The organism is Rhizobium lentis, from assembly GCF_017352135.1.
Taxonomy (GTDB): domain Bacteria; phylum Pseudomonadota; class Alphaproteobacteria; order Rhizobiales; family Rhizobiaceae; genus Rhizobium; species Rhizobium lentis.
In genome coordinates, this window is record NZ_CP071455.1 from 500,838 (window position 1) to 522,542 (window position 21,705).

Here is a 21,705-nt window from a genome sequence, read left to right on the forward strand (position 1 = left end):
AGTGTTGCTTGCCTGCTGCAAAGGCCGGCACCCAGCCATCGATTACGCCGGCAAAATGCCGGTCTGTTCAAGGTTCTCGCGCGTCACGTTTTGCCGAGAGGATGCGAAACATCAGGAGTCGAAAATGCTCGTTCAAGACATCATGACATCGCCGGCGATCACTACGACGACATCCTGTTCCGTCGCCGAAGCCGCCAAGCTGATGCTCGACAACAGGATCAGCGGTCTGCCGGTCGTCGATGCCAACGGAGCGCTGGTCGGCGTCGTCAGCGAAGGGGACTTCCTGCGCCGCAGCGAATTGAACACCGAACGTAAGCGGTCGTGGCTGCTCGAATGGCTGACGGGCTCCGGAAAGATCGCCGCCGAATATGTCCGAACCCATGGGCGGCGGATCGAGGAGGTGATGACCGCGGAGGTCAGCACGATCGCGCCGACCGCCTCCATTTCCGACGCCGTCAGATTGATGGAACACCAGGATATCAAGCGTCTGCCCGTGGTGGAGAACGGCAGGCTCGTCGGTATCATCTCGCGCTCCGATCTCTTGCGGGCCTTGTCTCGGGCGCTACCGGCGGCGGCGCTTTCGGCCGGGGACGCTCAGATCCAGGCAGCAATCGAAGCGGAACTTGCAAAACAGAGCTGGAGCCGTAACGGCTTCATCCATTGCCACGTCGCCGGTGGCGTCGCCGAACTGACCGGAACGATCTTCGACGAACGCGAGCGCCTGGCCGCAAGGGTCGCGGTCGAGAACGTTGCAGGCGTGACGTCGGTCAGGGACCTGCTCGTCTGGGTCGATCCCTATTACGGCATCGCACTGCCGCCGCCGGATGCCGAGGCGAGACAGGCTTGAAACGTCAGGGAGGCAAATCATGGAATGGCCAGCCGGCAGGAGCGCTCCAAAAGGTGGAAGCCCGTTCCCGTCGCTCGCAGCGGCGCCGGCCATTGTAAAGCACAAATACGAGGCCATGACGTAAAATGCCGAAAAGCCTGTTCGGTTTCGTGTTTCTCGTCGGTCGCCATCACCAGATCGCGATCGCGGCCCTTTCCATCGTTCTCTTCCTCGCCGGCACCGCGCCGCTGGAAGTCCAGAGGCGCATCATCAATGCGGCCACAGACGGCGGCGCCTACCAGACCATCCTGTTTCTCGTCCTTGCCTATCTCGGCCTCGTCCTGCTGGAAGGGCTGACCAAACTGATGCTCAACATCTATCGTGGCTGGATCGGTGAGATCGCGGTGCGCTGGCTGCGCAAGTCGGCGCTGGCTGCCTCGGAGCGATCGGGGGAGGCTCCCTTCGATGCGCTTGCCGAAGGCGTGCAGCTCTCGATCATCATCGCCGAGGCCGAACCGGTCGGCGGTTTTGTCGGCACCAGCATCTCGGAGCCGCTGCTGCAGGCCGGCATTCTTGTCGCAGTTGGCGGTTATATGATCTTCCTGCAGCCCCTTATGGCGCTGGCCGTCGCCGTCGTCTTCCTGCCGCAGATCGGTTTCGTGCCACTGATGCAAGCGGCGATCAACCGCAGGGTCGAAACCAAGATCACCGTTATGCGCCATGTCAGCCAGAGCATGGTCCAGCACGTCGCCACCAATGATGCGCTCGATGCTCAGGGCGATCGGATCGAGAGGCTCTTTGCGTTGAACATGAGCGTCTTCCGGATCAAGTTCACCATGAACTTCATGATGAACCTGATGACACAGCTGGGCTATGCCGGCATCTTCGCGCTCGGCGGCTATTATGTCGTCACCGGCAAGACCGAAATCGGCACCGTCGTCGCCTTCATCTCCGGCCTCTCCAAGATCAGAGATCCGTGGGGAGAACTCATCGACTGGTACCGCGACCTGAAGGTGACGCAGGTCAAATATGCCATGATCCGCGATGCAAGTGACGCTGCAAGATTGCAAGAGGACGAGATGGTCGAGGACACGGCAGCGGCTGACGCCATGGAGGCGTGAAACGGGCGGCACTACGGCAGCATCTTTCCTGTCCGGCGCAAGGCATCGTGCCAGCTGAGCGCCTCCTCCAGGAGATGAGGCGTGTGGCCGCCGCGCAGCAGCGCGCGCCGATAATAATCTGCCAGCGTTTCACGATAGATCGGATGCACGCAGTTGGCGACGATCACCTCCGCCCGCTCCCGCGGGGCAAGGCCGCGAAGATCGGCGAGGCCGATTTCCGTCACCAGAATATCGACGTCGTGCTCGGTATGGTCGACATGGCTGACCATCGGAACGACGCGCGAGATTGTTCCGTTCTTGGCAAGCGACTTCGTGACGAAGATCGACATGTGGGCGTTGCGGGCGAAATCGCCGGAGCCGCCGATGCCGTTCATCATTTGGGTGCCGCCGACATGGGTCGAGTTGACGTTGCCGTAAATGTCGAATTCCAGCGCGGTGTTGATGGCGATGATGCCCAGCCGGCGGATGACTTCGGGATGATTGCTGATCTCCTGCGGGCGCAAGATCAGCCGCCGCTTGTAATGTTCGATTTCCGAGAGCACACGCCGGTGTTTCTGCGTTGACAGCGTCATCGACGACCCTGAAGCGAAGCCAAGCTTGCCGGCATCCATCAGATCGAACGTCGAATCCTGCAGCACCTCTGAATACATGGTCAGATCGTGGAACGGTGTCTCCGTGAAGCTCTGGAGCACTGCGTTGGCGATCGTTCCAATGCCCGCCTGGAGCGGCAGCAATTTCTCCGTCAGGCGGCCGCGCCGCACCTCATGCAACAGGAATTCCGTGAGATGCCAGGCGATAGCATCGGTTTCGGCATCCGATGCCTCCACCGCTGAATCGCTGTCGCTGCTCTGGGTGACGACGATCGCGGCGATCTTTTCCGGCGGGATCGGAATGAAGGGCACGCCGATGCGGCTGTCGGGCGCAACGATGGGGATCGCCTCCCGGCTCGGTCGCGCGGCCGGGATATAGATATCGTGGAGACCTTCCAGTGCTTCCGGCTGCGACAGGTTTATCTCGACGATCACCTTCGTTGCGAGGACGGCGAAACTTGCCGAATTGCCGACGGAGGTTGTCGGCACGATGCCGCCGCCCTCGGTAATCGCGGTCGCCTCGACGACGGCCACATCCACCGGTGCAAGCTGGCCGCTGCGCAGGAATTCCACCGTCTCCGACAGATGCTGGTCGACGAACATCACATCGCCGGCATTGATCGCCCGGCGCAAGACGGGATCGGATTGGAACGGCATGCGGCGCCCGATGACATGAGCCTCGGTGAGCGTGCTGTCGAGATTGTGGCCGAGCGAGGCGCCGGTCATCAGTGTGATCTTCAGCGGATCACGTCTTGCCCGTTCCGCCAGCGCCAGAGGCACGGCCTTGGCCTCGCCGGCTCTGGTGAATCCGCTCATGCCGACGGTCATGCCGTCGGTGATCAGCCGCGCGGCCTCTGCGGCATCGACGATACGATCCCAAAGCCGAGTGTTCCGGAGCCGGTCCCTGAACATCTCAACCGCCTAATTCGATAAAAGCACTGGCAGCCTGACGCTGTTCAGCACAGCCTGTGTGGCACCGCCGAGCATAAGTTCTCGCAAGCGCGAATGGCCGAAGCCGCCCTTAACGAGAGCGTCCGCCCGACTTCGAAAGCTTCGTTCTGCAGCCCCTTTACGCCGAGCCCGCCGCGGGCACGTACTTGGATCGCCTCGGCCATCACGCCATTCTTCGGCAGGTTTTCGATCAGGTATTCGCCTGTCTCGTCTTTCAGCATCGGCATAGGTGAGGAGCGGAAGGAAGAAGTGCCGTCTCATGGGTGTATTCCCGAAGGAAAGAATTGGGCTGTAATATTACCATTCTGACACCTGGTCAGAAATGCGCATTGACCTGGCGCAATAGCAGCTCTGATGTCTTGCTTGATCAGCGGAGGCGGTCAGGCTGGATCGGGAGAAGCGATGGCGCGAACAGTTCAGCCCTATTTCGGTTCGCCTGGCAGCAACAAGAGTTCGAACATGTTGCCGTGCCGAGATTTGGTACGCCTCAATGATCCCTTATGAAGCTCCGCGATCCGCTCAACGATTTTAAGCCCTATCCCGAGGCCTTCCGCATTCCGGGTTTGATGGACGAGACTGCCGGGTTGGGCGTCCTGTCGATCTTCGACCTGGATACCGTATTCTCCCACCCTGACAATGATCTTCGTTGAATCCGGCGTATGACGAACCGCATTCTCGATCAGATTGCGAAGGGCGTCTTTCAATAGGGCTGGTGCGGCTCTGACAACTGCCGCCTCAACATGAGCGAACACCTCTAGCGAATGCTTGTTTTCGTAAACCCAAGGTGCAAGCTGCTCTGCCACGCCTGTACATAGGACGACGAGATCGACCTCTTCGAACGTGCTGTGATCGAACGTGTCCAGCCGCGCGAGCGCCGTCAGCTGGCTCACAAAATGCACGAGGTCGTCGAGATCAGCCTCGGCTTTCCGCGCCCTCGGATGGTCAATACGGCCGAGTTCGAGTTTGATGGCCGCAAGCGGTGTGCGCACTTCATGGGCGATGCCCGATGTCAGTATCCTTTGCGACAACATCAGCTCGCCAATCCGTTGGAACGCCCGGTTAACGGCCACCGCGAGATGGGCAATTTCTCGCGGCATTCCCTCGAAGGGCAAATGAGATCCGGAATCCATCGGATCGATAAGTTCGGCAGCATCGGCCGCTGCCTTCACAGGCTTCAGAGCACGGCGAACCGATATTAAGGTTGCCCCGAGAACAAGTCCGAGCAAGATGCTCATCGGCACGATCATGTGCTCGAGGATCTCGTTCCAAAAGACGCCGGAGGCGAGATTCTCAGGATCGCCCACGGTGGCGACATCAACCAGAATCCGCTGCTCGCCGATCTGGAAACCTCGACCTCCGACAAGCGTAAGCGGTTTCCCTGGCTTGATGGTGCGAAGCCAAAAATCCGGAGGATTGACCTCCGCGGGCAGGAAACGGCTTTCGCAGGCATCGTCGCAGGATTCGAAGATAAGGTGGCCGCGTCCGTCGCGAATGCGGGCGACATAGCCTGTCTGCGGATGGGCATAACGCCGGCCTACAGCTGCCGGCAGCCTGTAGGTAACGGCTCCGTCCCTGCCACCTACGCCCGAGGCAAGTCGCTCTGTTTCCTGCTCGACATATAGGCGGGAGAGTTCCCCGACGTTCCAATAATAGTCGGAGAAGACGACGGCGAGCTGGACCAGCATCGCGACCATGGCGAAGAAGGCGATCCTTCGCGTCAGAATGGCCGTCAAGGTGGGAGCCGATCGAATCAACCCCGTTCCTCGCGCAGCATGTAACCGACGCCTCTTACTGTTTCGATGACGGCATTGGCGGGATGTCCCTCGAGTTTCCGCCGGAGCCGGGAGACTGCCAGCTCAACGGCATTGCTGCTGCGCTCGTCGCCGAACTGGGAGAAGGCGTGTTCCATCTTGCGCTTGGAAACCACGTTCCCGCCATTGCGCATCAGCAGTTCGAGCAGCGACTTTTCCGATGGGGCGAGCGCCATTTCAATGCCGTGGCAGGTGACCTGGCGAGATGCCGTCTCAAACCTGACGTCGGCGAATTCCAGTGTCGGCATGGCTGTCACGGGCGAGCGCCGCATCAGTGCGCGAATCCGCGCGATCAGCTCGCCATTATTGAAGGGTTTGATCAAGTAGTCGTCGGCCCCGGCATCCAGCCCGGCGATCCGCTCGTCGACAGCCCCGCGTGCCGTCAGCACGAGCACCGGAATCTGCCGCTTCGCGAGACGCAAAGACTTCAACACGTCAAGGCCATCTTCGTCAGGCAGGCCAAGGTCAAGAAGAAGGAGATCGTAGCTTGTTCCATCAAGCGCGAGACGGCCTTCATTTGCAGTAGCAAAGGCATCCATGCGCCAGCCGGCCTCGCGGATGGCTTCGCAAAGAAGCTCGCGAAGCCGGGGGCTGTCTTCGATCAGAAGAATCCTCATGCTCTCTTTCGACCTGTCACCATCGACCAGACGAGATTTTCCCGATGTCTCCAGCTCTCGATCAATGCCGCCGCGGCATGGATGAAAGCCAGGACCATGATGCTGTTGGCGATGACACCGTGCATCTCCTCGAGCCATTTGTCGCCCCAGAAGGCATCAAGCGTCGTCATCCAGCCACTGACCGCGGTCATGGCAAGAAGTACCATGAGGCCCAGCATCATGATGGATGCCAGCGGATTATGACCGATATAGCGTTGCTCGCTGCCATTGATCATACCGAAGATCTGCGCCCTCACCTTGCCGGGTGTCGGGAGAAAATCGCCGAACCGCGCATGCCTGGTTCCGACGAACCCCCAGATGATCCGCACGACGACGGCCGTGGCAACGACATAGCCAGTCAAGCGGTGCCAATATTTCCCTTCGTCGAACACAAAAAGATTGAGGATGCAGGCCGTAACGACCGTCCAGTGAAACAGCCTGACAACCGGGTCCCAGACCTTGACAGTGGCGCTCGCAACCTGGGAGGGCCGGAGGCCCTCCTGCTTCTGCAACTCAACGGGCGCCATGGTCAGTCGCCTTTCTGGACGATTTCGCCGGACACCGGATTGAAATAAACTTCGGCGCGGTCTCCATCCTTGTCCTTGCCGTAGATCTCGTAGCAGCTTCCGGTGATCTCGAAGGTTTTTACCTTGTAACCCAGAGCGTCGATCTTTTCCTTCATGGCTTTTTCGGGCATCCACTTGGACTTCGGCTCCTTGGTGCAGCTTGGGCTGGCGATCGCCAGAGCGGGAGTTGCGGCCAGGATCATAAGGGCGGAGATAAGTTTCAACTTCATGGTTCAATCCTTTGCTGGTGCCTTCCAGAAGGCGACAGCGACTGGATAAAGGCCTGAACCTGTCTGTTTGCTGTCCGTGACACCATTCGAATTTGCGACAGGCCGAGACAGCCAGCCTGCGGGCAACGGTAATTTCCTGCCCATCGGATCGGCAACATAAAGCTGCGGCTGGGGGCACATCCGACGTACCTGCATCCGATTGCGGGGGTGCAATCCGCAGCGAGAGCTCGCAGCAGAGCCGATCGCAAGCAGCGCCAGCAGCACTGCTGCCGCTGTAACGAGGCACCAATTGTTGGAGAACCCATTGTTTACCGGTTCTGCCTATTGCCGCCAGAACGCCTGCATCTCCTCGGGCGTGACCTTGCCGTCTCTGTTGGCGTCCACGCTGTCGAAAATCCGCTTGTGGATGGCCGTCACCTCCTCGAAGGACAGGGCACCATCCCCGTCCGTGTCGGCGATTGCGAACATAATCTTCATCATCTGTCCGCGCATACCCATCGGCGGCATGCCGCCCATGATGCCGGGCTGCATCATCATACCTCGCCCCATCATGCCGCCGGGCATCATGCCGGAACCGGGCATGGTCTCCTGGCCCTGTCCGTTCATCTCCTCCGTTCCGGAGGGTGAGGCGCCTTGCGATGATTCCTCGGAATGATGCGGATCCGCACCATTAGTCTGTGCGACCGCGAATCCCGCAGCGCCGAGGGCGAGCGTCGCGGCGAGCGCCACAGCGTTTGGAAGTCTTGTCTTTCTCATGTCCTTCCCCTTTGGTTTAATCTGTCTACACGCCTGTTTCCGAATGGAGCAGCACGATTTAAGATGAGCTTGCGCCCAAGTCCCCGCAGATTGCCCAATCAGCCAAGACGTCGGCTGGTGAAGTTGAAGATTATAGCGATCAATCCTCCCGCGTAGCCGCCGAAGATGACGCTTTGAATCGTCCCGAGGGCCAGGCTTCGAAGATCAAAGCCGGTCAGGCCCGAAAAGAACTGCAGCCAGGGCCGATGCAGTCCCCAGTCGGGAGCCACGAAGCCGAGCACCATGCAGAGCAGGAATGAGATAGTGACGAAGGCGGCCAGTGTCGTGCCAAGCACCAGCACGGAGACATGAATCGGCATCGCAGAGTAGGTCGACGGTTGCGCATGCAGGGTAGATCCGCCTCCACCCAGGAGGCCGAGCATGAAGCCGACGAGGCCGCCGGAGCCGACTGCCGAAACGATAGGATAGCTCACGCCCGTCGGCTCCATACTCTGTCATACAACATCATCCCGCCCAGCATCGCCACGACAAACAGGATTGTCCGAGGAAGACCCATTGACAAAGATGCAATCGCCGGGCCTGGACAGAGGCCGCCGATCCCCCAGCCAAGACCGAACAAGACGGAGCCGATAACCAGCGGCGCGTCGACCCGATGGTTCGCCGGCACATGGAAGCTGTCGTCAAAGGCTGGATGCCGCATCCGCTTCATCACCTGCATGCCGATGGCCGCGACCGCAACTGCACCGCCAAGAACGAATGCGAGGCTCGGATCCCAGGCGCCGAAGACGTCGAGGAAGCCCTGTATACGGACGGGGTTCAGCATACCGGACAAGGACAGTCCGAAGCCGAAGACAACGCCCGAGGCAAGCGCCGCGACGAATTGGCAGATGTTCCTGTTCATAACCCAACACCTCGCAGAATTGCGACGGCGACCGCGCCGGCGGTCAGGAACGTGGCGACCGCCACCATCGATCGTATAGAAAGGCGGGCAAGCCCGAGCACGCCGTGTCCGCTGGTGCAGCCCGAGCCCATGCGTGAGCCGAAGCCGACAAGCAGCCCCGCCACGATGAGCAGCGGCCAACTGGCAGTGATCTGCACGACCGGCCAGCCGCCGAACAGGAGCAGATAGGCGAGCGGCCCTAGCAGCAGACCGAGCACAAAGGCAAGGTTGGTCCTCAAGCCGATCCCCTGCGCGAGACGCCCGACGATCCCGCTGATCCCGGCAATCCGGCCGTTGAGGAGCACAAGCATGACGGCCGATGCGCCGATCAGCATGCCGCCGAGCAGAGATGGGAGATAGGCGCTCATTTTTCTTCCTTCGCACAGAAGATGTCATAGAGGGCGGCAACCAGTTGCGCGGCCTTTTCTTCCGTCAGACGGTAGAAAATCTGTTTCCCCTCCCGCCGCGTTTCGACGATGCCGGAGCCGCGCAGTACCGTCAGGTGCTGCGACAGATGCGGCTGGTGAACGTCGACTTTCTCTTCAAGCTCCCCGACCGAATACTCGTCTTCCACCAGGGTGCAGACGATCATCAGACGCGCCGGATGGGACAGCGTTTTCAACAGGTTCGCCACCTCGCCCGCGCGGAGAGAAAGCTCCGCAGGAGACAGCCCAGCCTTCATCATTGCCTTCAGATCGGCGGTCATTCCCATGCTGCTCCCTGTAATGCATCGAGCGGAAACTTGAGGTAGCGCTTGCCGTTGGCTTCCGGCTCCGGCAGGCGCCCGCTGCGGATGTTTACCTGCAGGGCATGGAGGATGAGCTTCGGCATCGGCAGCGTCTTGTCGCGCTTCGTCCTGAGCGCCACGAATTCTTCTTCCGTCACGCCAGCAAGATGCGGGTTGAACTTCTTCTGATCAGCCACGCTGCTTTCCCAGCGAGGAGCCCGCCCGCCTGGCTGGTAGTCGTGGCCGGTAAAGATCCGCGTCTCATCCGGAAGCGCGAGGATGTCCTGTATCGACTTCCACAGGACGCGTGCGTCACCACCGGGGAAGTCTGCTCGTGCGGTCCCGCTGTCGGGCATGAAGAGCGTGTCGTGCACGAAGGCCGCATCGCCGACGACATAGGTGACGGAGGCGAGGGTGTGTCCCGGCGAGTACAGCACCTTGGCGTCGATGTAGCCGACCTTGAAGGTCTCACCATGGGCGAACAGCCGGTCCCATTGGGAACCATCGTTCGCGAGCTCTGGCCAGTTGTAAATGCCCTTCCACAGCTTCTGGACATCCACGACGTGCTCGCCGATGGCGGTTTTCGCCCCCGTCTTCTCCTTCAGATACTGCGCCGCCGAGAAGTGGTCGGCGTGCGGATGGGTGTCTAGGATCCATTCGACGGTCAGCCCCTGGTCGCGGACGTAGTCGAGGATCGCGTCGGCATTGACGGTCGCTGTCGCCCCTGACTTCTCGTCGAAGTCGAGCACAGGGTCGATGATGACGCACTTGCTGGTCGCGGGATCCGACACCACGTACTGAACGCTCCAGGTACGCTTGTCGAAAAAGCCCTTTACCTGCGGACGGTGCGCGCCCTGCTTCTCAAGCCAGCGTGCGGCAGCGCTGATGTCGTAGCCGCGGCTGCCTCCGAACTCGACGACCTCATCGGCAGACATGCGGCCGTCAAGGACCTCACCGATCAAGTAGAGGCTCAGCGAGCGAGTGCCGGTCTTGCAGTGGCCGAGCACAGGCCCGTCGGATTCATCGACCGCGCGCTGGAACGCACGCACGTCCGCCTCGGTGATCGTGCTGGCCGTGACCGGGATGAACGCATAGGACAGGCCGCAGTGCTTCGCTTCCTGGCTTTCCGCTTGCGTGCCAGGCTGTGCAGGATCCTCGTCGTCCGGTCGGTTGTTGATGAGTGTCTTGAATCCTTTGTCGCGGAGCGACTGGATGTCCTCAATGCTCGGCTGCGTCGAGACGGAAAGCTTCTCGGATATTGCTGTAATGGGCATGACTGGCTCCGCGCTTATTATATACTATAATATAATATATAACGATATAAAACAAGATCAGGTATGCAACTCTGTGCATACCTTGTGGCCGGACGCTCGAGGCGAAAGCTTCCAGTTCAAGGAACAGTCCTGGCGGCCACGGCGGATCGCCGGTGGCTGGTCCTGCCGGCTATCGTGACGGGGTTCTTTTCCAGCACGCCATCCGAGGGATGCTGAGCGCCGCTGCCGATCCTGCGTCGGCTGGCTTCCGGACTGACTATGCTTTGAAAACGCTCAGGGGCGTTTTTGAAGCCAAGGTTGGCGACAAGCTCGATGCCGTCCTGCGCTCCCCCGGGGTATCAGAAGAGGCGGCGCATGGCGGCAACGTCTATCGGTCGTCGTGAGATTTGGAGAAGCCTGGGCAACGCCCAAGAACGGAACGTTGCCAATGGAACTGGGCCTTGCAGCTTCTCGGGGAAGACGTCCGATTTAGAACATGATTTTCGACGAACGACGGTGACAGCGCTCTCGCCATTTTTCTGACTGCCAATCGGCGTCCAACCGACGACCGTTAATGCAGTTGAAGGGATCAGAACCGAAGACCCGAAAACTTGTTACCTCACTATGGCACATTATCTAGGAATCTTAGGAGCCTAGCCAGGCGGGGAATAACGGGAGTGCGGCCGATGGCAAATCGCTGGCGGCAATGACATGGATGTCCGTTCTCGCTGCCGAAGTTCAGGATCGGCGTTCGGCGGACAGTCGTCCACAGCGAGACGAAAATCCCAGACACTGATTAGAAAGATTGTACGTCGGCCTCGTGGCGACGGTGAAGCGCCTGCGGCAATATTTAAGAGGGGTCAATGCTGCGAATGTGTCGCCGTGAGGACCTTGTCATCTCTAAGCGAACTTCGACGAGCATCAACGCGCACAAAAATTGTTCTTAGCTAATTCTTTCGCTTCCTTGCGATATCGATCTGCAACTTCAATTTCTTTTCCGCTGGTGAACCAATGCCTCAATTGACCGACGATGCCGCAGCCGCTCTCGCCGAAGCGTATCTTAGCGATCCGCAGCGCCATACTTCGCAAGACGTCGTAAGAGCTGACCGCCTTGTCCGGCAGACGGCGACTATCTTGGCAACAATCTCCCGATATGTTTCGACCTCGTCTCAAGAAGAAGCTAAGGCTGAATTTCCGTTCGTCCTTGACCCGAGTGGAGAGCCAAACGGGCCGGCGGGTATGAATAAGAAGGACGGCGAGCTGTTCTACTACGCGCGAATAGCACTGGCCTCGGTAGAGCGGCTTTTCGACCTAATTGTCAGTGTGCACGAGGTTCCTGCACGTAATTATGACCCGATGGCGTTCGTGGTTGCTGCAGTGGTTACTGCTCTCGCCCATGAGTATTCTCATGGCCTTTATGGACACAAGGAAAAAGTGGAGACCAACATTAGCGGGTCCCGCTTTCTCGAGGAACTAGATGCAGACCGTCGTGGCGGCGTGGGCTCGCTTTGCCTTTTTGTTGATCGAGAATTGCGTAGGATGATGGGTGACTTCTTCAACCTGAAAGATCCCATGGATTTTTTAGAAGCGGCGATGGTTGGACACTCGCTGCTCGCCTTTTGGCTGGCCGGCGGCCGAGAGGATCTGTACGCCGGGCCGACGATGCGTTGTTTCATGTATTACGACGGTCTGCGGTCTATTGCTCTACGGGAACGTTTTGCTGACTTGAGCCAAATCAATCTTGCCCGGACCAACGCCGATCGGATTGTCGTTAAAATAGCAAAATTCGTCGAGGGAGGTGACCGACTAATCAAGATTCGCGAGGATCACCTTGCAGCCGAGACGGGATATAAGAAGACTTTCAAAAAAAATCTGTACAAGCGCACCGACGAAACCGTTGCGGCATCGCCGTTTTGGATTGCATTTTCTGGTCGCAGTCAAGCGACGTGGGATGACGACAATGAACGTCACGGAATCGTTATTCGACAACCCACACTACGGGAGTTACGTGCAGATGGTGTTAAAGTCCCGTTTAAGGCGTCACTCCTCGAAACAATCTGTCGCCTGGTATGCCGCTGGAGGTAAATGGCATCCGGCAATCGCAATAGAGATGACTATCAGCCAAGTGTAGCAGAACGCATCAGGCGCCGCGCCGGAATATGCCTGAAGAGAGTTCCCGCAGTGTCTGCCTTTCAGCAAAGTATCTTTGAACTCCATCACGCGCGCGGGAGCATTGTCCACACCGGGGAACTTGGCCAAGCCGCACACGTAGAATGCGCGCAGGCAGCTTGCACGATGCTTCTGCAACCTGGTTGCTCGTATCTCGACCGGCCGGCTGCCGTCCAACAATCCCATCCGCAACCTGCTCGGATTGGCCTTTTCGGGCTCGATGATGCTTGCTATATTGGACGGTGAAGAATTGGAGTAAACATGGCAAAAGTCGTCGTCAAAAAGCTTGGTGGCCCAAACTCCGGAGTGCGTGGCAACGCGGTGACGGAGAAGCGAGTTCGCGATTCGAGCAGCGGGCAGTTCGTCACTGTGCGCACGATTGACGCGAAAAGCCAAACATTTGGACAAGACATCACCTACGTCTTCAGCAAGAATGTGGCCAAGGCTCGCCGTGATAACAAAGCTGTGACAGGCGTCGTCGACCGTGCTCCTGCAAAAGCTTGAGCAGCCTGTCTTTCTGATCGTTGCAGGACCCAACGGATCCGGTAAGAGTAGCGTCTATGCAGTTGGAAGGGCGGTCCGTATGGATTGTCAATCCTGATCTTCTAGCAGCCCGGATCAGTGAAGTAGAAAAGAAACCACTCTCCGAAGCCAATTTGATTGCAGTTCAACGCATCGAGGCCTGGATCCATTCATCCATAGCCGTCCATAAAACAATTGGCGTCGAGACCGTGTTATCTACAGATAAATATCGACGTCTTGTGGAAGCCGCTGAGGCCTTGGGATTTGCTGTATGGCTTTTCTACACCGTTTTGGACAGTCCGGAACGATCGATCGAGCGCATCAAGCTACGCGTCGCGAAGGGTGGACATGACGTTCCCGCCGATAAGGTACGTGCTCGCTACGCAAGATCTCTCGATCAACTCCCTTGGTTTCTTGAACGTGCTGACAGAGCCTGGATTTGGGACAACAGCGGTGCAAAGCCCAAACTGATCGGTGAAAAGCAGGATGGTGTAATTGGTCTTGATGAGAATGCTCTCGCCGTCGTCGCGTCCGCTGTGAAATCTATCGCGACAGAGTGACGGAAGCTATTCCGGCGCTTTAATTTTCGTCACCCTTCAAGCGCCCCACCTTTAGGCGGAGCTCTTGAAAGGATATGAACCAGCAACCCGCAACAGGCAGGCCGGCGCTCGAACTAAATCAACGAGTTGGTACATAACGCTGTTTTATGGAACCGACCACCGAAGATGAAGCCAGCGTGCATTTCAAAGCTGAAGTTGACCTATGTCTCGAAGGGACCTTGGGCCAGTGACCCAATCCCCGGAACAGGTACGGCTAACTTCTTCGTGCTGGCATCAAGCCATCGGCAACTTTTCAGGCGCTGAGGTCGCGAAAAAAGGTCGATTCCTGCCTGGGCGCAATCCTTGTCCTGCCCGGGCGTTCCAGAACTGACCCCAACGGCGCCGACGACCTGACCGTCGACGATGACGGGGATGCCGCCAGCCACGACCAGCAGTCGCCCGCCGATGGCCGAGTTGATGCCATAGGCCGGCTTGCCCGGTTGGCTGACTTCTCCATAGCTCTCTGTCGTTCGCTTGGCGCCGGCGGCAGTGTAGGCCTTGTCCTGTGCTATGATGGTGCTGGTAATTTTGCCCCCGTCCATGCGTTCGAACGCGATCAATTGCCCCGATTCATCCGTCACAGCGATACACATCGGTACTCCGATTTCTTCCGCGCGTCCGCGAGCACCCTCGATCAGAATGCGGGCGTCGGCCAGGCTCAATCTGTTAGTCAGCATATCTTCTCCTTCTTGCTTTCAATTGTACGCAGCAAGCGCGAAGGTATCCGCCTCGGGGCGTTTCGCCAGAAAGGCAAGCGCAGCCGACCCCACAAGGCCAGAATTCTGGCCCAGGGCGGCACGCACCACCTTTACATCCTTGAAGGCAGGCATTGCCCATTGGCCGATGTAGGCCTGGATGCCGGGCTGGAGGCTTTCGAACTCGTGCGAGATCCCGCCACCCATGACGACGATGTCGGGGCTGAAGATGTGGATCAGGCCGGTAAAACCGCGCCCGAGGATCTCCGCCTCCTCGTCAATCAGTCTCTTGGCAAGGGCGTCGCCGTTCCGCGCCGACACGAAGACATCGCGCGCGTGGATCTCGCTACCGTTCTTTCCCAGCGTCGTCTCCTCGCAGCCGATGGCGCGCGTCCTGGCGCGCAGGGTGAATGCCGTGCCGGAACCATAGGCTTCGAAACAGCCGTGATTGCCACAGGGGCATAGCGCGCCGTTAGGCTCGACCGACATGTGGCCGATGTGCGCGGCCATGCCCTTGCGGCCGCGCACCACGCGACCGTCCGCGACGACACCCCCGCCGATGCCCGTGCTCACAGTAACGTAAACAAGATTTTCGAGCCCTCGGCCCGCCCCGAATTGCCATTCTCCGATGGCTGCGGCAATGCCGTCGTTCTCGAGGCTTACGGGGAAGGCAAAGCGCTTTTGCAGTTCCGCTTTCAACGGGAAATCCGCAAAGCCTGAAAGGGTCGGAATATCCTTCGCGATGCCGCTGACGGTGTCGATCGGACCCGGCGTCGAGACGCCGATGCCAACGACCACGGAAGACTTGGTCGCGGCCAGCAATCTTTCGGTGAGGCTGTGAATTTGCGAAAGAACTCGCTCAGGACCCGCCTGGGCCTCGGTCGGCTCCTCCATGCGCGCAACGATCGTGCCGTGCTTGTCGATGAGGGCCGCGCGCACCTGAGTTCCCCCTAAGTCTATCCCGATGGCGATCTGATGCATGTTCATACCGTGCGTTAGAGTGCGCGTAGCCACGCCATCCGCTCTTCAAGCGATGGAGCATTGAAAGCCAGAGAGCCGAGAACGACCGTCTCCGCGCCTGCTCGGCGCAGCAGCGGTACCGTATGCTCCCGGATACCGCCATCGGCAGCAAGAACGATGCGATGCGTCGCGCCGCTGGCCGCTATGATCCGGCCAGCTTCCTCAAGCCGCGTGCCGGCCCGTCCGTCGAGCCCCTGCCCTTTTACGCCGATGGCCGTTCCGAGCAGCGTTACGAAATCCAGGCGTGGGACATATTTGGCGATACGGTCCACGGGGGACTCGACCCGCAGGACCATGCCTGATGCAACGCCGCGCCGGTCCAGAAGATCGATCGCTGCGTCAGCCACCGCTTCGTTCTCAACATGGATGCTGATGAGATCACTGCCGGCATCGACGAATTGTTCGATCTGCGGCAACAGCACATTGTCGGACACCATCAGGTGAACATGGATCGGCCGCGAGGAGACCTTGCGCACGCCCGCTACCAGATCAGGGAAGAAGAGCATCGCAGGCGCGAAGTGACCATCGGCGACATCGATATGCAGGACGTCGACAAACGGTTCCACACGCGCGAGATCATCGGCAAGCCGCACGAGATCGGCCGACCACACGGAAAACTCAGCGATCAATCGGTCTCTCGGCAGGTTGGCGATCCATTTTCTATTAGGCTTGCTCATATCTCAGACTCTTCAGGAAATTGCCCATCGCAAGCCGGAAATCGGCAACGTACTTCTCCCGGTTTTCCACTTTGGGCGTAATTTGAACGAGGCGTGCACGGGGTATGATGCGGGCCAGGGTGTGCGCGTGGGTGAGCGGGTGAATCAGGTCCTTCTCATGACCGATCACCAGCGTTGGAACTTCAAGGTTGCGAACCTCAGCTTCCGTCACATCCGGCCCATCGCCGGAAATCGCGGTCAGGAGTGCCGCGGTCACCTCGATCGGAGTCCGTGAAAAGAAACCGGCAAGCGATGCCAGATTGTCAGGCGCCTCCGTTGCGAGGCGGCGGCCGATCGGTCCGTCGAGAAAGGCGACCTTTGCCTCTTCAGGCGGCATGGTTTTCAACAGTCTGCCCACTTCGGCATTCGGCGCCATGTTTTCCGGCCCAGCCTCAATAACCCATGCAGGTCGAGCAACCACAAGTCCGTTGACGAGATCGGGCCGCTTGACCGCAAGTCGCAGCGCGATTGCTGCCCCCATCGAAATGCCGCCGATCACCACGGGCTCCTGCAGATTGCGTTCGATGTATAATGCAATGTCGTCCGCGGACGTCGCGATCGAAAGATTGTCGAGCGCGCCCGGCTGTGAGCGGCCATGGCCCCTTGCCTCCACCGTAATCCGGCGCAGCCCCGGCTCGGTCGGAAAGGCTTCGCGCGTCTGGCCAGCATCGCCGCAAAGGCCGTGCTGAAAGACGACGGTCTGCCCTTCGCCGGCTGCGTCGACATTCAGCAGCGTGCCGTCGGAGGTTTCGAACGGGCCAATGGCCGTGCTCATGAGGCCACTCCGTCCTGCAGATGGTTTTTCAGGAAAGCTGAGACGCCGGGCGCTTCGCCTACCGACAGACCGTGGGTGATCAGGCTGCCTTCAAAGCCGATGCTCTTGAGACGGCCGAGGTAATGGCCGTAGTCGAGCACGCCCTTGCCGGCTGTCGCGAAGCTGCCGTCCGGATTGCGATCCTTGGCATGGGCCATGACGATGCGATCGGCCAGAAGGTCAACGGCGCCCGATACGAGAGCGCGCTGCTCTTCAAGGCTTGCGATCTCGAAGAGGTTGGCCGGGTCGAGCACAATCTTGATGCGCGGACTTTTTATTTCGTCAATGAGCCGGCGAGCCTTCGCCGCCGAATTCACAACGTTGGCAAGCTCCGGTTCGATGCCGAGATCGACGTCGTAGCGGTCGGCGATACCAACCGCCGTTTCCATGGCTTCCAAGAGATCGCGCCATGCTTCTGGCGTATTGTTATCCGGATGCTCCTTCCACTGATCTACAGGATCGCCCGTGCCGGTGCACAGCGTGATGAGCCTGGTGGACATGCCCGCGCAATTGCGCGCAATGACCTCAAGCTTAGCGTGACCGACGGCGCGAACGTCCCGGTCGGGGTGGATCATGTTGTAGGTGCCGGACACAGCGACAACGTCCACGCCGGTAGCGTCTGCTGCATCGCTTACCGCTTTGGCCTGCGCTGCCGAAATGTCTTCCGGCATGGATGGCAGGCCGGAACAGGCCATGTTGTATTGTGCGCAAACGAACCCGGCCGCCGCGACAGCCTTGAGGACCATTTCGGGATCGTTGCCATCAAAGGTCTTTGCAAATATCCCGAGCTTCATCACACGCCACCCGTGGCGTCGGCAAGTGCAACAGACTTCCCGCTTTCAACGGAGCGGGCAATCGCGACCATAGCCTGGACCGAGGCCAACCCGTCGTTGATGTCGGCACCTTCCATCGGTGCATCGTCGAGAATGGTGCGTGCGAAGCCTTCGACCTGGCGGCGGTAGAAGTGGCCGTCGGCGCCGAGAACCCGGTGGGTGGCACCATCTGCCTCGCGGAAGATATCGACCTCGCTCGACTTATAGTACCAAGGGTTGTACGTCTTGCCGAGAATGCTGCCGTTCTTGCCATAGATCTGGAAACCTTCGTGCCAGTCCATGCGTACCTGAACCGTCAGATCGAGATGGCCGAGTGTGCCGGAGGCAAACTCGACATCAATGAACCAGCACCAGATGCCGGAGCGCTCGGAAAGCCGCGCGTTCACAGACACAATATCGCCGGCGAAATAGCGCGCGGTATCGATCAGGTGGCAGCCATGAGCCAGCATATAGTAGCGGCGAAGATCAGCCTTGGGGTTCGTAGAGGGCCGCTTGGCATGTGCGCTGGTCACGATCAGCGGCTGCACCGCATCCGTCATCGGGTAGCGGTGAGTATTGTCACAATACCAAGCCTTCAGCGCGATCAGATCGCCCATCTCGTCACGGATGAAAGACTTGGCAGCCTGCAGGCCTGCGTCAAAGCGCTTCATGTGACCGACCTGGAAGGTCTTGCCGGACTTTTCGACGGCGGACTTGAGGTCCACGCATTCCTCGACGGTGACGCCGACCGGCTTTTCGCACAAGACATGCTTGCCCGCTTCCAGTGCTCGAATCGAGGCCGGAACGTGGAAGGCATCGGCCGTTGCGATGATGACGGCGTCGAGATCCGGATCAGCCAGCATCTTGTCGTAGTCGTTATACGATTTTTGCGCACCGTGGGTGATCACCATGCGCTCGCGCAAATCGTCCGCGACATCGCAGATAGCATAGAGATCGGCGTTTGCGGCCTTCGTGCAGGCTTCGAAATGCGCTGCCTGGGCGATCTGACCGGCTCCGAGCACGCCGACGCGGAGGCGTCTTTCCTGTTTTGCTGGCATTGGTAAGTCCTTGGGTCGTTAGTGTTTAGAGAGCGACGCCGGTCTCGGCGTCGAAGAGAACTGCTTTTGATAGGTCGAGTGTGAAGGATGCTTTCTCTCCGATCCGGACCGGGGTGCCCGTAGGCAGGCGCGACATGATTTCGCGCTCACCGGTGCGCAGGGCCACGAACACGTCCGGGCCAGTGGGCTCGATGACATCCACATGCAGCGTCAGTGTTGGATTGGAGGAGTTGCCGTCCGTCGCCAGTGAAATCCATTCCGGCCTGAGGCCCAGAAGCACCTCCCTGCCGGGGGCAGGCATGTCGAGGACTGACATGGGGACCGGCAAAGTCGTGTCCGCGCCTTTAATGGAGAGAATTTGGGAGCCGGGAGTGACTACGGCGGGGAGCAGGTTCATCGGCGGCGAACCCATGAAGGTCGCGACGAATACGTTTGCGGGCCGATCGTAGATGTCTTCGGGCGTCCCGAACTGCTGCAGTATACCGTCCTTCATCACGGCGATCCGGGTCGCCATCGTCATGGCCTCGATCTGGTCGTGTGTGACGTAGACGATGGTTGCTCCGAGCCGCTGGTGCAGCTTCTTGATCTCGGTGCGCATTTCCACACGCAGCTTCGCATCGAGGTTTGATAGCGGCTCGTCGAAGAGAAAGACTTTCGGCTCGCGAACCAGCGCTCGTCCCATGGCAACACGCTGACGCTGCCCGCCCGAGAGCTGGCCCGGACGCCGCTTGAGCAAGTGGCGGATCTGAAGCAGATCTGCAACCTTGCCGACGCGCTCCACCCTTTCGGCTTTCGGCATCTTGCTCATCTCCAGCGAAAAGCCGATGTTCTGCTCGACCGTCATTGCCGGGTAGAGCGCATAGGATTGAAACACCATCGCGATGTCCCTTTCCTTCGGTTCAAGGCCCTGAACAGATTTACCATCGATGGTGATCGAGCCCGATGTGTGCTCGTCCAGTCCGGCAATAATGGAGAGCAGGGTCGATTTTCCGCAGCCTGAAGGACCGACAAGGACAAGGAACTCCCCGTCGTCAATGGAGATGTTGATGTCCTTCAGGACCGTCAGACTCCCGAAGCTTTTGTTGATGTGATTGATCGCCAGGTTGGCCATCGTCGTTATCCCTTCACTGCACCGGCCATCAGACCACGAAGGAAGTACCGCCCTGCCGCCACGTAGATAATTATGGTGGGCAGCGCGGCGATCATCGCGGCGGCCATGTCTTCGTTGTAAGCTTTGGTGCCTGTTGATGTATTGACCAGATTGTTCAGTGCGACCGTCACCGGTTGACTGGAGCCGGCTGCGAACGAGACGCCGAACAGAAAGTCATTCCAGACCCCCGTGAACTGCCAAATGATGGACACCATCACGATCGGCCAGGAGATTGGCAGCAGTATCCGGAAGAACACGGCCCAGAACCCGGCCCCGTCGATACGTGCCGCCTTAAAGATCTCCGCCGGCACGGTCACGAAATAGTTTCTGAAGAACATCGTCGTGAAGCAAATCCCGTAAACGACGTGAACGAGAACGAGGCCAGGTATCGTGCCGGCGAGTTTCAATTGCCCCAGGAGGCCGGCCATCGGGATCAGTACGATCTGTAGTGGGATGAAGCAGCCGAACAGGACGAGGCCGAAGAGGATATTGTCGCCCCTAAACCGCCAATTTGCAAAAATGTATCCGTTCAGTGCTCCGAAGCCCACCGACAGCAGTGTGGCCGGTATGACAATCAGGAAGGAATTGCCGAAGTAGCCCTTCAGCCCCCCGCAGGTAACCCCGATGCATGCTGAATGCCAAACGTGCTTCCATGCTTCGAAGGTGATCGCTTTCGGAAACGACAGAATATTGCCGGACCGAATTTCGTCCATGCTTTTCAGGGACGTGAAGATCATGGAAACAAGGGGCGCCAGGAAAACCGCGGCTGGGATAATCAGGCATCCATAGATAAAGCTCCGGCCGAGAATACGGGTCACTTTTATGTCGGTGCCCTTCGATAGGATTGCGGCGCTTTCCGCATCAAGTCGCAGGCTCATTGCGCAGCTCCGAATAAAGATAGGGGATGATGATGCTTGCCAGAGTAACGAGCATGACGGTCGCGCTGGCCGCGCCGACCGCGAGCTCGTTACGCGTGAATGTCATCGAATACATGAACGTCGATGGAAGTTCGGTGGACACGCCAGGACCACCCTTCGTGAGCGCGACGACAAGGTCGTAGCTCTTGATGGCGAGATGCGCCTCGATCACGAAAACCGTGAGGAAGGCTGGCCGAAGGGCTGGTATGATGATGCGCGTGTAGACTTTGTGTATGGGGGCCCCGTCTATGCGGGCAGCCCGAAGAATCTCGGTATCTACCCCGCGAAGGCCGGCCAGGAGAAGCGCCATGACGAAACCGGTTACCTGCCAGACGCCGGCGATGACGATCGTGTAGATCGCGCGGTCGGGCTCGATCAGCCACTGAAACGAAAAGGAATCCCAGCCAAGCTCGCGCATCATGTGCTCCAAGCCGAGGCCGGGGTTCAACAGCCACTGCCAGATGACGCCCGTAACCACGAATGAGAGCGCCATCGGGTAAAGGAAGACCGCCCGAAACACACCCTCGAAGCGGATACGCTGATCAATCAGGATGGCGATGAATAGGCCAAGGCAGGTCGCTCCAATGATATAGAGGCACCCAAAGATCGCCATGTTTTCAATGGCCGTGATCCATCGGGGGTTTTCAAAAAGTCTTCCATACTGTCGCCACCCAACGAAAGTGAAGTTGGCGAACATCTTTGATCCGGTGAAGGATAACAGCGCAGTGTAGGCGATGAAGCCATAGACGCAGACCGTGATGACCGCCAACGATGGCGACAGGACGATTGCTGGCATTACCTTGCCA

General features: G+C 59.1%; 26 protein-coding genes and 1 pseudogene. 6 read left to right on the plus strand and 21 right to left on the minus strand.

The annotated features are described in order from the left end of the window. Nucleotides 1-124 precede the first annotated feature (124 nt). Entirely contained in the window at nt 125-847 is a 723-nt protein-coding gene (locus J0663_RS24450; RefSeq protein WP_207244622.1) for a CBS domain-containing protein, read from the plus strand. A 125-nt stretch (nt 848-972) separates the two neighbouring features. Beyond that, on the plus strand, nt 973-1,947 hold the full coding sequence (locus tag J0663_RS24455) for an ABC transporter transmembrane domain-containing protein (RefSeq protein ID WP_207244623.1): 975 nt from the start codon (nt 973-975) through the stop codon (nt 1,945-1,947). 11 nt (nt 1,948-1,958) lie between these two features. Here the strand turns inward: J0663_RS24455 and scpC are convergent, their stop codons facing one another. The 12 genes from scpC to blh all read right to left on the minus strand — a co-directional run bounded on the left by scpC (nt 1,959) and on the right by blh (nt 10,448). Then, the gene (gene scpC / locus J0663_RS24460; protein ID WP_207244624.1) at nt 1,959-3,449 is read right to left on the minus strand and encodes a succinyl-CoA:acetate CoA-transferase ScpC; all 1,491 of its coding nucleotides are present in this window, start codon (nt 3,447-3,449) and stop codon (nt 1,959-1,961) included. A 44-nt stretch (nt 3,450-3,493) separates the two neighbouring features. Next, the gene (locus J0663_RS24465; protein ID WP_207244625.1) at nt 3,494-3,715 is read right to left on the minus strand and encodes a hypothetical protein; all 222 of its coding nucleotides are present in this window, start codon (nt 3,713-3,715) and stop codon (nt 3,494-3,496) included. 195 nt (nt 3,716-3,910) lie between these two features. Further along, a complete protein-coding gene (locus J0663_RS24470; protein WP_207244626.1) occupies nt 3,911-5,242 on the minus strand; it encodes a sensor histidine kinase in 1,332 nt (443 codons plus the stop codon). Beyond that, nucleotides 5,239-5,916, minus strand: coding sequence for a response regulator (locus tag J0663_RS24475; protein WP_207244627.1), 678 nt, complete (start codon nt 5,914-5,916; stop codon nt 5,239-5,241). The genes J0663_RS24470 and J0663_RS24475 overlap by 4 nt, the downstream gene beginning before the upstream one ends. Then, nucleotides 5,913-6,482 (minus strand): cytochrome b/b6 domain-containing protein, encoded by a 570-nt coding sequence (locus J0663_RS24480; protein WP_207244628.1) that lies wholly within the window; start codon nt 6,480-6,482, stop codon nt 5,913-5,915. Before J0663_RS24480 ends, J0663_RS24475 begins: the two co-directional genes overlap by 4 nt. Nucleotides 6,483-6,484: 2 nt before the next feature. Continuing rightward, nucleotides 6,485-6,751, minus strand: coding sequence for a PepSY domain-containing protein (locus tag J0663_RS24485; protein WP_183706231.1), 267 nt, complete (start codon nt 6,749-6,751; stop codon nt 6,485-6,487). Between the two features lie 321 nt (nt 6,752-7,072). After that, on the minus strand, nt 7,073-7,507 hold the full coding sequence (locus J0663_RS24490; RefSeq protein WP_207244629.1) for an EF-hand domain-containing protein: 435 nt from the start codon (nt 7,505-7,507) through the stop codon (nt 7,073-7,075). A 98-nt stretch (nt 7,508-7,605) separates the two neighbouring features. Further along, nucleotides 7,606-7,929 carry a hypothetical protein gene (locus J0663_RS24495; RefSeq protein ID WP_375337018.1) on the minus strand — a complete coding sequence of 108 codons (324 nt, stop codon included), beginning with the start codon at nt 7,927-7,929 and terminating at the stop codon, nt 7,606-7,608. Between the two features lie 47 nt (nt 7,930-7,976). Next, a complete protein-coding gene (locus tag J0663_RS24500) occupies nt 7,977-8,408 on the minus strand; it encodes a YeeE/YedE family protein (protein WP_207244630.1) in 432 nt (143 codons plus the stop codon). After that, nucleotides 8,405-8,815, minus strand: a complete 411-nt coding sequence (locus J0663_RS24505; protein WP_207244631.1) for a YeeE/YedE family protein — start codon at nt 8,813-8,815, stop codon at nt 8,405-8,407. Before J0663_RS24505 ends, J0663_RS24500 begins: the two co-directional genes overlap by 4 nt. Then, the gene (gene bigR, locus J0663_RS24510; protein ID WP_207244632.1) at nt 8,812-9,159 is read right to left on the minus strand and encodes a sulfite-sensing transcriptional repressor BigR; all 348 of its coding nucleotides are present in this window, start codon (nt 9,157-9,159) and stop codon (nt 8,812-8,814) included. Before bigR ends, J0663_RS24505 begins: the two co-directional genes overlap by 4 nt. Beyond that, nucleotides 9,150-10,448, minus strand: a complete 1,299-nt coding sequence (blh, locus tag J0663_RS24515; protein ID WP_207244633.1) for a bifunctional sulfur transferase/dioxygenase Blh — start codon at nt 10,446-10,448, stop codon at nt 9,150-9,152. The genes bigR and blh overlap by 10 nt, the downstream gene beginning before the upstream one ends. A 152-nt stretch (nt 10,449-10,600) precedes the next feature. On the opposite strand from blh, the gene J0663_RS24520 reads away from it, so the two are divergent. From J0663_RS24520 to J0663_RS24535, 4 genes are all read left to right on the plus strand, one after another. Continuing rightward, nucleotides 10,601-10,831 (plus strand): hypothetical protein, encoded by a 231-nt coding sequence (locus tag J0663_RS24520; protein WP_207244634.1) that lies wholly within the window; start codon nt 10,601-10,603, stop codon nt 10,829-10,831. A gap of 607 nt (nt 10,832-11,438) precedes the next feature. After that, nucleotides 11,439-12,512 carry a hypothetical protein gene (locus J0663_RS24525; protein ID WP_207244635.1) on the plus strand — a complete coding sequence of 358 codons (1,074 nt, stop codon included), beginning with the start codon at nt 11,439-11,441 and terminating at the stop codon, nt 12,510-12,512. Nucleotides 12,513-12,857: 345 nt separating this feature from the next. Then, nucleotides 12,858-13,100, plus strand: a complete 243-nt coding sequence (locus J0663_RS24530) for a hypothetical protein (RefSeq protein ID WP_097600190.1) — start codon at nt 12,858-12,860, stop codon at nt 13,098-13,100. Nucleotides 13,101-13,156: 56 nt separating this feature from the next. Continuing rightward, nucleotides 13,157-13,678 (plus strand): ATPase, encoded by a 522-nt coding sequence (locus tag J0663_RS24535; protein WP_246590420.1) that lies wholly within the window; start codon nt 13,157-13,159, stop codon nt 13,676-13,678. A gap of 311 nt (nt 13,679-13,989) precedes the next feature. Here J0663_RS24535 and J0663_RS24540 read toward each other — a convergent pair. From J0663_RS24540 to J0663_RS24580, 9 genes and pseudogenes are all read right to left on the minus strand, one after another. Then, nucleotides 13,990-14,394, minus strand: a pseudogene (locus J0663_RS24540) (GlcG/HbpS family heme-binding protein); the annotation flags it as partial. A gap of 18 nt (nt 14,395-14,412) precedes the next feature. Then, nucleotides 14,413-15,393 carry an ROK family protein gene (locus J0663_RS24545; protein ID WP_207244637.1) on the minus strand — a complete coding sequence of 327 codons (981 nt, stop codon included), beginning with the start codon at nt 15,391-15,393 and terminating at the stop codon, nt 14,413-14,415. A gap of 14 nt (nt 15,394-15,407) precedes the next feature. Beyond that, nucleotides 15,408-16,109: a ribulose-phosphate 3-epimerase gene (locus J0663_RS24550; protein ID WP_207244638.1), complete on the minus strand. Its 702-nt coding sequence runs from the start codon at nt 16,107-16,109 to the stop codon at nt 15,408-15,410. Continuing rightward, nucleotides 16,096-16,923 (minus strand): alpha/beta fold hydrolase, encoded by an 828-nt coding sequence (locus tag J0663_RS24555; RefSeq protein WP_207244639.1) that lies wholly within the window; start codon nt 16,921-16,923, stop codon nt 16,096-16,098. Before J0663_RS24555 ends, J0663_RS24550 begins: the two co-directional genes overlap by 14 nt. Next, on the minus strand, nt 16,920-17,756 hold the full coding sequence (locus tag J0663_RS24560; RefSeq protein ID WP_207245486.1) for a sugar phosphate isomerase/epimerase family protein: 837 nt from the start codon (nt 17,754-17,756) through the stop codon (nt 16,920-16,922). Before J0663_RS24560 ends, J0663_RS24555 begins: the two co-directional genes overlap by 4 nt. Next, nucleotides 17,756-18,832 (minus strand): Gfo/Idh/MocA family protein, encoded by a 1,077-nt coding sequence (locus J0663_RS24565; protein WP_207244640.1) that lies wholly within the window; start codon nt 18,830-18,832, stop codon nt 17,756-17,758. Before J0663_RS24565 ends, J0663_RS24560 begins: the two co-directional genes overlap by 1 nt. A 25-nt stretch (nt 18,833-18,857) precedes the next feature. Then, entirely contained in the window at nt 18,858-19,943 is a 1,086-nt protein-coding gene (locus J0663_RS24570) for an ABC transporter ATP-binding protein (RefSeq protein ID WP_207244641.1), read from the minus strand. Between the two features lie 5 nt (nt 19,944-19,948). Continuing rightward, nucleotides 19,949-20,860 (minus strand): carbohydrate ABC transporter permease, encoded by a 912-nt coding sequence (locus J0663_RS24575; RefSeq protein WP_246590421.1) that lies wholly within the window; start codon nt 20,858-20,860, stop codon nt 19,949-19,951. Continuing rightward, complete coding sequence (locus tag J0663_RS24580; RefSeq protein ID WP_246590422.1) at nt 20,844-21,695, minus strand: carbohydrate ABC transporter permease; 852 nt, start codon at nt 21,693-21,695, stop codon at nt 20,844-20,846. The genes J0663_RS24575 and J0663_RS24580 overlap by 17 nt, the downstream gene beginning before the upstream one ends. Nucleotides 21,696-21,705 lie beyond the last annotated feature (10 nt).